The organism is Curtobacterium herbarum (genome assembly GCF_016907335.1).
GTDB classification, from domain to species: Bacteria; Actinomycetota; Actinomycetes; order Actinomycetales; family Microbacteriaceae; genus Curtobacterium; species Curtobacterium herbarum.
In genome coordinates, this window is sequence record NZ_JAFBBT010000001.1 from 2612029 (window position 1) to 2624995 (window position 12967).

Consider the following 12967-nt stretch of genomic DNA (forward strand, 5'->3'; position numbering starts at 1 on the left):
GCCCGCCGGTACGCTGGTCACGGGGTGATCCCGCGGGGCCGGGGACGGCCGGGTCGCCCACCATCGAGCACCCAGGGGGAACCGGACATGTCCACAGCACAGCGCGCAGCCGTACTCGCCGCCGGGATCGTCTTCCTCGTCGGCGTCACCGGATGCAGTGCCGGCGGCAGCGGCGACACCGCGACGACCGCGGCCCAGCCCGAGATGTCCCAGTCCGAGCGGAAGGCGACGATCCCGGACCTCGAGAAGGAGGCCTCCACCGTCGCCGAGGGCATGGTCGACGCCATGGCCGACGGCGGGACGGAGACCGGCTCGGAGTACGTGGCGGCGCACCCGCTCGCCGCCCACCACTTCCTCGGCAAGTGGGAGATCGGCAAGCCGGACGCGACCGGTGCCAGCATCGGCACGGTCTGCATCGAGTACCGACCGACGAAGGACGCCGACCCCGTCGCGATGGCGACCGCGAACGCCCAGTACGCGCCGGCGAGCGGCAGCGTGAGCGAACTGCGCCGCACCTCGCCGGTCGGGAACGGCCTCAACACCGGCTGCTGAGGCCACGTCGCGCGCCCGCCGCCCCGCCCGCGGTGGCCCGGCCGGCGCACGGTGCGATGATGGGACGCATGGCCGACACCACTCCCCGCGCGACGAGCAACCGCTCCACCACTCCCGGCTCGTCCGTGTTCAAGGACCACATCGCGTCGAACTGGGCGGAGCGCGAGCGTCCGCTCCCGGCGCCCCGCGAGCAGTCCGCGTTCGCTGCCGAACGTCGTGCGCGGCTCTCCGAGCTGCACACCGGCCGGACGCTCGTCGTCCCCGCCGGGCAGGCGAAGGTGCGCTCGAACGACTGCGACTACCCGTTCCGTCCGCACTCGACGTTCGCGCACCTGACCGGTTGGGGCACGGACACCGTCGTCGGGTCCGTCCTGGTCCTGACGCCGAACGGCAGCGGGCACGACGCCACGCTGTACTTCCGCGCGACCGCCGGCCGTGACTCGGAGGAGTTCTACGCGAACCCCGAGATCGGCGAGTTCTGGGTCGGTCCGCGTCCGTCGCTGGCCGAGGTCTCCGCCGACCTGGGTCTCGCGACGGCTGACCTCGGCGAGCTCGACCAGGCGCTCGAGGGCCTGGACGCCTCGGTGCTGGTCGTGCGTGACGCCGACGTCGACTTCACCCGGGCCCTCGACGAGCGGCTCGGCGCGACGGTCGGCGGTGCCGAGGAGCAGGACGACACCCCGGCGACGGCGGACGTGCTCTCCCGCGACCTGTCCGAGCTGCGTCTGGTGAAGGACGCGTTCGAGGTCAACGAGCTGCGCAAGGCCGTCGACGCCACGCAGCACGGGTTCGACGACGTCATCGCCGACTTCGACGCGGTCCTGGCCCACCCCCGCGGCGAGCGCATCGTCGAGGGCACCTTCAACCGCCGTGCCCGTGCGGACGGCAACACGGTCGGCTACGACACGATCGCGGCGGCCGGGCACCACGCCTGCATCCTGCACTGGACCCGGAACGACGGCGCCGTGCAGCCGGGCGACCTCATCCTCATCGACGCCGGGGTCGAGGTCGACTCGTTCTACACGGCCGACATCACCCGGACGCTGCCGGTCAGCGGCACCTTCTCCCCCGTCCAGCGGATGGTCTACGAGGCCGTCCTGGAGGCTGCCGACGCGGCGTTCGCGATCGTCAAGCCCGGCATCACCTTCCGTGAGGTCCACGCGACCGCCATGCAGGTCATCGCCCGGAAGACGGCCGAGTGGGGCTTCCTGCCGGTCTCGGCCGACGAGTCGCTGCTGCCGGAGAACCAGTTCCACCGCCGTTACATGGTGCACGGCACGAGCCACCACCTCGGCCTCGACGTGCACGACTGCGCGAAGGCCCGCCGGGAGATGTACCTGGACGGCATCGTGCAGCCCGGCATGGTCTTCACGATCGAGCCCGGCCTGTACTTCCAGCAGGACGACCTGACCGTGCCGGAGGAGTTCCGCGGCATCGGTGTCCGCATCGAGGACGACATCCTGGTGACCGAGGACGGGGCCGAGAACCTGTCCGTCGGCATCCCCCGGACCCCCTCGGAAGTGGAGGGGTGGATCGCCCGCACTCCGCGCTAGCCTGGGCCTCGTGAGCGCTGCAGCCCCCTCGAGCACCTTCCTGATCGACGTCGAGCACTTCGACTCGCCCGACGCCCAGCGGCTGCGAGCGGCCCAGCGCATCGAGATCGACAGCACGTACGGCGCCGACACCGAGCCCGGCCCGAAGCCGACGGCGGACTCCATCGCGGTGTTCTTCGTGGCGCGCGACGGCGACGGCACTCCGGTCGGCTGCGGTGGTCTGCGGATCGTCGACGACGGTGTGGCCGAGGTGAAGCGGATGTACGTGCGGACGGAGTCCCGCGGTTCGGGTGTCGCGGCCACGATGCTACGTCGACTCGAAGAAGCGGCGCTGGACCTCGGCTCGCCGGCCCTCGTCCTCGAGACCGGCACGGAGCAGAAGCGGGCGATCGCGTTCTACGAGCGCGAGGGCTTCAGCCGCATCGCGAACTTCGGCCCGTACGTCGGCGCCGACCGCTCGGTCTGCTACTCGAAGATCCTCTGACCAGGAGACGCTGACCAGGAGACGCTGAGCCCGGCCGGCCTACCGCCCGACCCACAGTGCAACGACGACGGGGCTCCCGGACCGTGTGGTCCGGGAGCCCCGTCGTCGTCACCGCGGCTCGACGTCAGTCGCGGCGTTCGTCCTGACGCCCGGCGGTCCCGCTGGCGTCGGGCGCGGGCTGGTCCGGCTGCTCCTGGGACTCCGGGGTGGTCGCGCGCTCCCCGTAGCGCGGGCCGTCGTTCGTGCCGAACTGCGGCGTGGAGCCCGCGGGGCGCTGCGGCGGGTTCGCGCCACGGTCACCGGAGGCGTCGCGGGCCGCACCCTCGTTGGTGCCGTACCGCGGGCCTCCCGTCGCGTCGCGAGGCGCGCTGTCCTCGGGAGCCCGGCGTGCGGCGTCGTCGTTCGTGCCGTACCGGGGGCCGTCGTTCGTGCCGTAGCGCGGGCGGCCGTCCGGCGCCGGCTGCGGGCCGGAGCCCGGCTGCTGGTGCGGGGTGGCGTGCCCACCGTAGGGCGAGCCCTGCGGTGCCTGACCCTGCTGGCCGTACTCGCCGTACTGCGGCGGGCGGCCCTGCGTCGGCGCTCCCTGGCCCGGCCCGCCCTGCGGCGCCCCCGGACGCCACGGCTGCTGCCCGACCTGGCCCTGCTGTCCGGACGGGCCCGACTGACCGTACTGCCCCGGCTGGCCCTGCTGTCCGTACTGCCCCGGCTGGCCGCCCTGCTTCGTGCTGCCCGCACCCGGCTGGTCCCACGAGGTGTGCTGGATCGCACCGGCCTGCCCGAGGATGCGCTGCGCCTGCCCCGAGAGCTGCGGCTCGACGACGATCTGGTAGTTCGTGGCGAGGACCTGGTGCACGCTCGTGAAGTCCCGCTGCCGCTTGGTGATCGCGAACGAGACGATGCCGTAGAGCATGCCGAAGCCCGCGCCGATGACCGCGGCGGCGGCGAAGAGCCCACCGGCCGAAGGTGAGAACAACGTCAGGACGACGCCGAAGAAGAACCCGAGCCAGAGGCCGGACAGGGCACCGGCGAGGGCCGCGCGGCCGTAGGTCATCTTGCCGGTGACGCGTTCGACGGTCTTCAGGTCGTTGCCGACGATCGCGAGCTTCGCGACCGGGAAGTCCGCTTCGGCGAGCTTCGCGACCACGCGCTGTGCTTCGGGGTAGCTGTCGTAGGTGCCGAGGACGTCACCGCGGGGCAGCGTGGGGAACGCCTGTGCCGTGCGGCCGCCGAAGGGGCTCTGAGTGCTCACACAGTCATCATCCACCGGGCTCCTTGCGATCACACGAGAACCACCAGGGAAGGCGCGGCGAGTGGGCCGGGCCGAGCGACTACGCTGGACGGGTGAGCGCCTCGAAGGTCTTCGTCGCCCGCTTAGCCGGGTGCTCCGTCTTCGACCCCGCGGGCGATCGGGTGGGTCGGGTCCGGGACGTCCTGGTCGTGTACCGCCGGGTCGACGCCCCGCAGGTCGTCGGGTTGATCGTCGAGGTCCCCGGCAAGCGCCGCATCTTCGTCAGCATCGGCCGGATCACCTCGATCGGCGCTGGCCAGGTCATCACGACGGGCCTGGTCAACATGCGCCGCTTCGAGCAGCGCGGTGGCGAGGTCCGGGTGATCGCCGAGATCCTCGGTCGCAAGGTGCTCATCAAGAAGGAGCAGATCCGCGCGACCATCGAGGACGTCGCGATCGAGGACCACGGCCAGGGTGACTGGTCCGTCGCGCAGCTGTTCCTCCGCAAGCCGAAGACCACGCCGTCCCCGTTCGGCAAGGGCCCGACGACGTTCGCCACCTGGAACGAGGTCACCGAGGACGAGCTGCCCGGTGAGTCCCAGTCCGCCGAGCACGTGATCGCCGCCTACTCGGACCTGCTGCCCGCCGACCTCGCCTCGACCCTGCTGGACCTGCCGTCCGAGCGCCGGTTCGAGGTCGCCGAGGAGCTGCCGGACAACCGTCTCGCCGACGTGCTCGAGGAGATGCCCGACCAGGAGCGGATCGAGATCCTCTCCGCCCTCCGCGACTCCCGGGCCGCCGACGTCCTCGACCAGATGCAGCCCGACGACGCCGCCGACCTGCTGGCCCAGCTGCCGGACGAGCGCAGTGAAGCCCTCCTCGAGCTCATGGAGCCGGAAGAGGCGCAGGACGTCCGGATGCTGCTCGAGTACGAGCCGGACACCGCCGGCGGGCTCATGACGACCGAGCCGGTGATCCTGTCCGCCGACTCGACCGTGGCCGAGGGCCTCGCGCTGGTCCGCCGCCACGAACTCGCCCCGGTGCTCGGCGCCGCGGTCTGCGTGACGCTGCCGCCGTACGAGCCGCCGACCGGGCGCTTCCTCGGCCTGGTGCACTTCCAGCGGATGCTCCGGTACCCGCCGAACGAGCGCCTCGGCACGCTCATCGACCAGCAGACCGAACCGGTCAAGGTCGACGCGAGTGCCGCCGAGGTGACCCGCGTGATGGCGACCTACAACCTCCTGTCCGTCCCCGTGGTCGACGACGCCCACCGACTCGTCGGGGTGGTGACCATCGACGACGTCCTCGACCACGTCCTGCCGGACGACTGGCGCAGTCAGGACGAGGCCGACGCCAACCCGGGCGCGGTCTCGCGCCCACGCTCACTGACCCGCAGAGCACCGGTCACCCCGGGAAGGAGGACGACTCGTGGCACGCACGGATGAGAACCGCAGGGAACGACCCGAGGAACGCCTCGATTCCCCCAAGGGCATGCGCACCCGTGTCCTGCCGACCCGACGCCGTGGTCGCGGTGACGCCTTCGGCCGAGCGACCGAGGGCATCGCACGCGCGATGGGCACCCCCTGGTTCCTGATCGGCCTGACGCTCTTCTGCGTGCTCTGGATGGGGTGGAACATCCTGACGCCGAAGTCGTGGCAGTTCGACTCCGCGGCGATCGGCTTCACCGCGCTGACCCTCGTGCTGTCGCTGCAGGCCTCGTACGCGGCGCCGCTGATCCTGCTCGCGCAGAACCGGCAGGACGACCGCGACCGCGTGCAGTTCGAGCAGGACCGACAGCGCGCCGAGCGGAACCTGGCCGACACCGAGTACCTCGCCCGCGAGGTCGTCGCCCTCCGCCTGGCGATGCGCGACATGGCGTCGAAGGACTTCATCCGCGCCGAGCTGCGGTCCCTGCTCGAGGAGCTCGACCGTCGTGACGGCGGCCCCGAGGACCTCGACGAACTCGACGACCGTGAGCGCGACCGCGCACGCAGCCAGATGCACGACCGCGGCCACGACCGGGGCCACGACCGTTCGGTGACGCGTGGCTGACGTCTCCCACCCGGAGGACGCGCTCGGCACGGCGGTCCTCGCTGCGCTCGACCGCGTCATCGACCCGGAGATCCGCCGTCCCGTCACCGAGCTCGACATGATCCGTGGCGTCGACGTCCAGCCGGGAGGCTCGGTGCGCGTCGACCTGCAGCTCACGATCGTGGGGTGCCCGGCCGCCGACATCATCGAACGCGACGTGCACGACGCCGCGGCCTCGGTGCCCGGCGTGACGAGCGTCGCGGTCGACGTCGACGTGATGTCCCCGGCGCAGCGGGCCGCCCTGACCGACCGGCTCCGGGCCGGGCGGCCGAAGGGCGTGCAGTTCACGCCGGACTCGCTGACGCGCGTGATCGCCGTGACGAGCGGCAAGGGCGGTGTCGGCAAGTCCACGGTGACGGCGAACCTGGCGGTCGCCCTCGCCCGCCGCGGGCAGCGCGTCGGCATCGTCGACGTCGACGTGCACGGCTTCAGCATCCCGGGCCTGATGGGCCTGACGGACGAGCACGGTGTGGCGCCACGCCCGACCCGGGTCGACAGCATGATCCTGCCGCCGGTCGCGCACGAGGTGAAGGTCGTCTCGATCGGCATGTTCGTCGACGACGTCTCCACCGCGGTGTCCTGGCGTGGCCCGATGCTGCACCGGACGGTGAACCAGTTCCTGTCCGACGTGTGGTTCGGCGACCTCGACGTGCTCCTGCTCGACATGCCGCCCGGCACCGGTGACGTGGCGATCTCGGTCGGCCAGCTGCTGCCGCACGCCGAGGTCCTCGTCGTCACCACCCCGCAGGCTGCTGCGGCGGACGTCGCCGAGCGGAGCGGGATCGTCGCCCGGCAGACCGGTCAGCGGGTGATCGGCGTCGTCGAGAACATGGCGGGGCTCGTGCAGCCGGACGGCAGCGTGCTGCACCTCTTCGGTGAGGGCGGTGGCGACGAGACCGCCCGGCGGCTCTCCCGCGGGCAGGACTCCCCCGTGCCGGTGCTCGGCCGGGTGCCGCTCTCGGTGCCGCTGCGTGCCGGGGGCGATGCGGGCCTCCCGGTCGTGCTGGGTGACCCGACGGACGCCGCAGCGGTCGCGCTCGACGCGGTCGCGGACCGGCTCACCGCGATGGGTCGCGGGCTGGCCGGGCGGAAGCTCGGGCTGTCGCTGTCCTGACGGTCGCTGTCCTGACGGTCGCCGTCAGATCGCTTCGCCTCGGCGTCAGGTCGCTTCGGCGTCGTACGGCGCGGCTTCGCCGGCGGCCAGCGGCACGATCGGCGCGGGTGCCCGGACCTTCGCGGCCGTCACGGTCGCGGCGGCCGCTGCGACGTCGTCGCCCGAGGAGGGCGAGTCGAGCAGGGCGTCCCGGATGATCCGACGCGGGTCGTACTGCCGCGGGTCCAGCTTCTGCCAGTCCACGTCGTCGAAGTCGGGGCCCATCTCCTCGCGCATCCGGTCCTTCGCGGTGTCCGCGAACCGGCGGACCGCCTTGACGAAGTCGGCGAGCTTCTGGGCGTAGACCGGCAACCGCTGCGGCCCGAGCAACAGCACGGCGATGATCCCGATGAGCAGGATCTTGTCGAGCTGGATGTTCACGGGAGCGAGCCTAACGCGTGGAGTCGTCGAGTCACCCGTAGAGTTGACCGACGAGGAGTGTGCGTGTCAGAGAAAGACTCGAACTGGAAGTTCGCGGAGGACATCGTCTCCGAACCCGAGGGTGTCGCCCGTGCCCGTGAGCGCTCCCTCGAACTCGGGGTCGAAGCCGTCTCACCCGCCATCGGCGCGCAGATGAGCGTGATCGCCGCGGCCTCGCGGGCGACGAGCATCATCGAGATCGGCACCGGGCTCGGCGTCTCCGGCCTGTACCTGCTCGCGGGTGCGCCGGATGCGACGCTGACCACGATCGACGTCGAGATCGACCACCAGCAGGACGCCCGCGACGCCTTCATCGCCGCCGGCACCGCACCCGGACGGGTCCGCCTGATCCCCGGCCGAGCGGCGCAGGTGCTGCCGCGGATGAACGACGCCTCGTACGACGTCGTGCTCATCGACGCCGACCCGGAGCACGTCATCGAGTACGTCGAGCACGGCCTGCGGCTGGCGAAGACCGGCGGCACCGTCCTCGTCCCGCACGCCCTGTGGCGCGGCAGGGTCGCGGACCCGGTCAAGCGGGACCGCGCGACCACCGACTTCCGGCTGCTCCTGACCGAGGTGTCGACCTCCGGTGCGGTCCGCAGCGCCCTGTCCCCCGCGGGCGACGGGTTGCTGCAGATGACGAAGCTCACCGACTGACCTCACTCCAGGTGCCGCAGGTACCGCTCCGGGGCCTCCAGGAACGCCCGCTGGTTCCGCACGAGGTCCAGGTCGGCCCAGTCGCTCCGCCGGATGCCCCACTCCCCGACCTCCAGCACGGTCGCGTCCGGGAACGCGGCGAGCACCGGCGAGTGCGTCGACAGGATCACCTGCCCGACACCGTCCTCGACGATGGACTGCAGCAACGCGATCAGCGCCAGGCAGCCCGAGAACGACAGCGCCGACTCGGGTTCGTCGAGCAGCCACAGCCCCGGCCACCGCGCCCGGTCGATGACGAAGTCCAGGAACGACTCGCCGTGACTGCGCTCGTGGAACTGCGGCTCGGGACGCTTCGGGTTCGGGTTCTGCTCCAGGTAGGTGAAGAAGCCGTGCATGGTCTCGGCGCGCAGGAAGAAGCCACTGCGCGCTGCACCGAAGTCGCGGACCAGGCGGATGTGTTGCCAGAGATCGGACTCCGACGGGCGTGTCGTGTGCCCGGAACCGGTCGATCCGCCCTCCGGAGCCATGCCGAACGCCAGCGCGACGGCCTCGACCAGGGTCGACTTGCCGACGCCGTTCTCGCCGACCAGGACCGTGACCGGGCCGAGTTCGAGCCCGTCGTCCAGGAGCTGGCGCACCGGCGCGAGGGTCGCCGGCCACTCGTCGCGGGGCATCGGGTCCGGGTCGAGGTACTCCTCGATGCGGCGGACCGGCTGGTTGCGGACGCGGTCCCGGGGCACGTGACCCATCATGCCGGGCGGGACCGACAGCCTCCAGTCCGCCGTGGAACGCGACCGCCCCGCAGACCGGAACCGGCCTGCAGGGGCGCGGGGACGGCCTCCTGGCGCACGGAAGGCCCGGGACGTACGCGTCCCGGGCCTTCCGTGGTGGTGCGTCGACGAACTAGGCCGAGACGACCTCTGCCAGTGCGTCGTGGAGTTCCTTGGCCTCGGCGTCGTTGACCGAGACCACCAGGCGGCCTCCACCTTCGAGCGGAACCCGCACGATGATGAGTCGACCCTCCTTGACAGCCTCCATCGGCCCGTCGCCGGTCCTCGGCTTCATTGCTGCCATCAGATGTCCCCTTTCGTGCAGTACGAACAGGGGCCATTATCCCGTAGACAGGCGCGACTGCGAAACCGCCCAGGTCGGGGGTGTTCCCCGTGGACATCCGGACGGGTCAGGGCGGGGTCCAGTCGTACCCGTCCACCCACCAGCAGTAGTACAGCCAGGTCCACTGCAGGACGACCGCCAGGACCACCATCGCGACCCGGTACACCCGCGACCGGGGCAGGGCGACGACGCCGAGCAACGGGGCGATCGGCAACAGGATCCGCCACGTGCTGGACTGCGGGAAGAACACCGCCAGCAGGTAGACCAGGTACGCCAGACCCCACAGCCGGAGCTCGAGACCGATGCGACGGGCAGCCGGCTGGAACACCACCGCCACGAAGCCGACCAGCACCACGATGAGCAGGATCGTGCCCGCGGGCTGGTGGAACCACCACCCGAAGCCCTGCACCCACGGGGTGAACGGCACGAGCTCACCCCAGCCGATGTACGACGACCGCCAGGCCAGCTCGGTGTCGGTGTAGGCGCGGGGCACACCGGTGGCGGCCCAGGCGATCGCGGGCCAGGCCAGTCCGACCATCCCGGACACCACCGCGACGACCGCCGGGGGCACCGCCGTCCGCAGCGTCAGGCGCTCGGGCATCCGCAGCCAGGCCGGGCGGCACACCCCGACCAGCACGAACAGGCTCATCAGCAGCGCGAACGCCAGACCGGTGGGACGGGTGATGCCGAGCAGCAGGACCACCGGGAGCATCGCCCAGTACCGCCGCTGCACCAGGAGCAGCAGGGCCACGAGCAGGAGCAGGAGCCCCATCGCCTCGGCGTAGGCGACCTGGAACATCACCGACACCGGCGCGAAGCAGAACAGCACCGTGGCGAACGTCGCCCGGGCCGGGTCGAGGAAACGTCCCATCAAGCGGCGGAACACCAGCGCCGCGCCCCAGCCGGCGAGCAGCGACACCCCGACGGCGACGAGCTCGAACGACCCGCCCGTCACCGTCATGATCGCCCGTATCGTGAACGGGTACGCGGGCATGAACGCCCACGCGTTCTCGGTCACGTGCCCGGCGGCGTCCACCGGCAGGGTCGAGGGGTAGCCGGACGCCGCGATCACCCGGTACCAGGCACCGTCCCAGATCGACGCGAAGGACAGGTACGACGGGTGCTGCACCGTGAACGAGTTCGCGGTCTGGATCCGCGCGAACCCGGTCAGCAGCACCGTCGTCAGCACACGCGAGAGCGTGTAGACCACGGTGATCCGCAGCCACCAGGGCAGCAGTCGCCACCGGACGACCACCCACATCAGTGCCGCTCCCGTCGACCGTGCGCGCTGCACGGCCCAGGAGGCGGTGGTCACGCCGTCAGCCACCGCCGCAGTCCGTCCTCGACGGCGGTGATCTGGGCGACGGGGACCTGCTCGTCGTCGTGGTGCGCGAAGACCGGCTCGCCGGGGCCGTAGTTGACCGCCGGCACGCCGAGGGCCGAGAAGCGTGCGACGTCGGTCCAGCCGTACTTCGGTCGCGGCGCGGGGCCGCCGACCGCAGCGACGAACTGCTGCGCCAGCGGCGCGTCGAGGCCCGGGCGGGCACCGGCGGCCAGGTCGACGATCGTGACGTCGTAGCCGTCGAACAGCTCGCGGATGTGCGCGACCGCTTCCTCGGCGGAGCGGGAGGGCGCGAAGCGGTAGTTGACGTGGACCATCGCCTCGTCCGGGATCACGTTGCCGGCGATGCCACCCGAGATGCCGACGGCGTTGAGTCCTTCGCGGTACTCGAGCCCGTCCACCGTCACGGTGCGCGGCTCGTACGCGGCGAGGGTGGCCAGGATCGGGGCGGTCTTGTGGATCGCGTTGTCGCCGATCCAGCTGCGTGCACTGTGCGACCGCTTGCCGAACGTGCGGACCTCGGCGCGCAGGTTGCCGTTGCAGCCGCCCTCGATCTGCGCCCCCGACGGCTCCCCCAGGATCGCGAAGTCACCGGCGAGCAGCTCGGGCCGCGTGCGGGCCAGGCGGCCGAGGCCGTTCAGCGCGTCGCTGACCTCTTCGTGGTCGTAGAAGACCCAGGTGACGTCGACGTTCGGCGCGACGAGGTCCACGGCGAGCTTGAGCTGCACCGCGCAGCCCGCCTTCATGTCGACCGTCCCGCGGCCCCACAGGATCTCGGTGCCGTCGTCGGTGGTGCGGAACTCCGTCGGCAGGTTGTCGTTGAGCGGCACCGTGTCGATGTGGCCCGCGATGACCACCCGGCGGTCACGGCCGAGGTCGGTGCGGGCGACGATGGCGTCCCCGTCCCGGACCACGTCGAGGTGGTCGAGCGGCGCGAGGGCGGCTTCGATCGCGTCGGCGAGCGCGCCTTCGTTGCCGGACACCGATTCGATGTCGCAGATCGCGCGGGTGATGTCGATGGACGAGGCAGAGAGGTCGAGCGGCTGCGGCATGCGGGCAGCCTACCGATCGTTCCCCGCGGGTCAGCGGTTCTGCACAGTCCCACAGATCGCCGGTCGTGGTTCCCCGGTTCGCCGGTTGCGGTTCTCCGGTTCGCCGGTCGCAGTTCTCCACAGGAGTCCGGGTGGACGGTCGCCCGCGCGGGCTGCTCGGTACCCTCGGAGGGTGACCGAGACGACTCCGCAGCCTGCCCCGCCCGCCCCGGCCCGCCCCACGCACGCCTGGGGTCACGGCCTCGCCACGGTCGCCGCCGACGGCACCGTGCTCGACACCTGGTTCCCGACGACCCACCTCGGATCGCTGCCGGCGGACGCCACCGTCCCGGCCGAGCTCACCGCAGCCGTGGGGGACGACCCGCGCCGGGACGTCCGGATCGAGACGACCACCGTCGAGATCGTGATCGACGACGCTCCCGCCAGCACGCCGGACGCCTACCTCCGTCTGCACCTGCTGAGCCACCTGCACGTCCGGCCGAACGATATCTCGCTCGAGGGCGTCTTCGGCCACCTGCCGATCGTCGCGTGGACGAACGCCGGCCCGGTGCACCCCGAGTCCCTCACCCGCCTCCGTCCGGGCCTGCAGCGCGCGGGCATCGCCGTGCACGCGATCGACAAGTTCCCGCGCCTGGTCGACTACGTCGTGCCCGACCGCGTCCGGATCGGCGACGCCAACCGGGTCCGGCTCGGTGCGCACCTGGCGCCGGGCACCACGGTCATGCACGAGGGCTTCGTCAACTTCAACGCCGGCACCCTGGGCAACGCGATGATCGAGGGCCGCGTCTCGCAGGGCGTCGTCGTCGGCGAGGGCACCGACGTCGGCGGCGGTTCGTCGATCATGGGGACGCTCTCCGGCGGCGGCACCCACCGCGTCCGACTCGGCGCGCGGGCCCTGCTCGGTGCGAACGCCGGACTCGGCATCTCGCTCGGGGACGACTCCGTGGTCGAGGCCGGGCTCTACGTCACCGCGGGCACCAAGGTCGTCCTGGTCGGTGCCGCGCCGAACCCCGACGGCACTCCGCGCACCGTGAAGGCCGCCGAGCTCTCGGACGCGCCCAACGTCCTGTTCCGCCGCAACTCCATGACCGGCGCGGTCGAGGCGCTGCAGCGGAAGGGCGAGGGGATCCAGCTCAACACGGCGTTGCACACCTGACCAGGGCGCCGCAGCGCAACCGACGGGAGGCCCGTCACACGTCCGACGGGCGGGTGACGGGCCTCCCGTCCGTTCGCGCCCGGCCGTGCCTCCCGCCGGCCGGGAGTTCGGCGCGCACCTGACCCGCGCGCCTCGGGCGCCGAGCCCGGGCACCATCCCGCCAGCC

At 71.9% G+C, this 12967-nt stretch carries 14 protein-coding genes; 8 read left to right on the top strand and 6 right to left on the bottom strand.

What is annotated here, in order from left to right:
* Positions 1–87 precede the first annotated feature (87 nt).
* The 3 genes from JOD51_RS12390 to JOD51_RS12400 all read left to right on the top strand — a co-directional run bounded on the left by JOD51_RS12390 (position 88) and on the right by JOD51_RS12400 (position 2589).
* Positions 88–552: a hypothetical protein gene (locus JOD51_RS12390; RefSeq protein WP_204608925.1), complete on the top strand. Its 465-nt coding sequence runs from the start codon at positions 88–90 to the stop codon at positions 550–552.
* 68 nt (positions 553–620) lie between these two features.
* Entirely contained in the window at positions 621–2105 is a 1485-nt protein-coding gene (locus JOD51_RS12395; RefSeq protein ID WP_204608927.1) for an aminopeptidase P family protein, read from the top strand.
* Between the two features lie 10 nt (positions 2106–2115).
* Positions 2116–2589 carry a GNAT family N-acetyltransferase gene (locus tag JOD51_RS12400; protein WP_204608929.1) on the top strand — a complete coding sequence of 158 codons (474 nt, stop codon included), beginning with the start codon at positions 2116–2118 and terminating at the stop codon, positions 2587–2589.
* Between the two features lie 124 nt (positions 2590–2713).
* Here JOD51_RS12400 and JOD51_RS12405 read toward each other — a convergent pair whose 3' ends face one another.
* On the bottom strand, positions 2714–3838 hold the full coding sequence (locus JOD51_RS12405) for a YflT domain-containing protein (RefSeq protein WP_204608931.1): 1125 nt from the start codon (positions 3836–3838) through the stop codon (positions 2714–2716).
* A 92-nt stretch (positions 3839–3930) separates the two neighbouring features.
* Between JOD51_RS12405 and JOD51_RS12410 the strand changes: the two genes are divergently transcribed.
* From JOD51_RS12410 to JOD51_RS12420, 3 genes are read left to right on the top strand one after another with little or no spacing between them, the layout of a single operon-like run.
* Positions 3931–5262, top strand: a complete 1332-nt coding sequence (locus JOD51_RS12410) for a magnesium transporter MgtE N-terminal domain-containing protein (protein ID WP_204608939.1) — start codon at positions 3931–3933, stop codon at positions 5260–5262.
* A 46-nt stretch (positions 5263–5308) separates the two neighbouring features.
* Positions 5309–5869: a DUF1003 domain-containing protein gene (locus JOD51_RS12415; protein WP_239540524.1), complete on the top strand. Its 561-nt coding sequence runs from the start codon at positions 5309–5311 to the stop codon at positions 5867–5869.
* Positions 5862–7022: an Mrp/NBP35 family ATP-binding protein gene (locus JOD51_RS12420; RefSeq protein WP_204608941.1), complete on the top strand. Its 1161-nt coding sequence runs from the start codon at positions 5862–5864 to the stop codon at positions 7020–7022. Before JOD51_RS12415 ends, JOD51_RS12420 begins: the two co-directional genes overlap by 8 nt.
* A gap of 45 nt (positions 7023–7067) precedes the next feature.
* On the opposite strand, the gene JOD51_RS12425 is transcribed toward JOD51_RS12420, so the two are convergent.
* The gene (locus JOD51_RS12425) at positions 7068–7442 is read right to left on the bottom strand and encodes a twin-arginine translocase TatA/TatE family subunit (RefSeq protein WP_204608943.1); all 375 of its coding nucleotides are present in this window, start codon (positions 7440–7442) and stop codon (positions 7068–7070) included.
* Positions 7443–7505: 63 nt separating this feature from the next.
* Between JOD51_RS12425 and JOD51_RS12430 the strand changes: the two genes are divergently transcribed.
* Positions 7506–8138 (top strand): O-methyltransferase, encoded by a 633-nt coding sequence (locus tag JOD51_RS12430; RefSeq protein ID WP_204608945.1) that lies wholly within the window; start codon positions 7506–7508, stop codon positions 8136–8138.
* A gap of 2 nt (positions 8139–8140) precedes the next feature.
* Here the strand turns inward: JOD51_RS12430 and JOD51_RS12435 are convergent, their stop codons facing one another.
* The 4 genes from JOD51_RS12435 to dapE all read right to left on the bottom strand — a co-directional run bounded on the left by JOD51_RS12435 (position 8141) and on the right by dapE (position 11645).
* Complete coding sequence (locus tag JOD51_RS12435; protein ID WP_204611197.1) at positions 8141–8812, bottom strand: AAA family ATPase; 672 nt, start codon at positions 8810–8812, stop codon at positions 8141–8143.
* A 229-nt stretch (positions 8813–9041) separates the two neighbouring features.
* On the bottom strand, positions 9042–9212 hold the full coding sequence (locus tag JOD51_RS12440; RefSeq protein ID WP_017887054.1) for a DUF3117 domain-containing protein: 171 nt from the start codon (positions 9210–9212) through the stop codon (positions 9042–9044).
* 106 nt (positions 9213–9318) lie between these two features.
* The gene (locus JOD51_RS12445; RefSeq protein WP_259557689.1) at positions 9319–10566 is read right to left on the bottom strand and encodes a putative hexosyltransferase; all 1248 of its coding nucleotides are present in this window, start codon (positions 10564–10566) and stop codon (positions 9319–9321) included.
* Entirely contained in the window at positions 10563–11645 is a 1083-nt protein-coding gene (dapE, locus tag JOD51_RS12450) for a succinyl-diaminopimelate desuccinylase (RefSeq protein WP_204608947.1), read from the bottom strand. Before dapE ends, JOD51_RS12445 begins: the two co-directional genes overlap by 4 nt.
* 172 nt (positions 11646–11817) lie before the next feature.
* On the opposite strand from dapE, the gene dapD reads away from it, so the two are divergent.
* Positions 11818–12801 (top strand): 2,3,4,5-tetrahydropyridine-2,6-dicarboxylate N-succinyltransferase, encoded by a 984-nt coding sequence (dapD, locus tag JOD51_RS12455; RefSeq protein WP_204608949.1) that lies wholly within the window; start codon positions 11818–11820, stop codon positions 12799–12801.
* Positions 12802–12967: the final 166 nt, after the last annotated feature.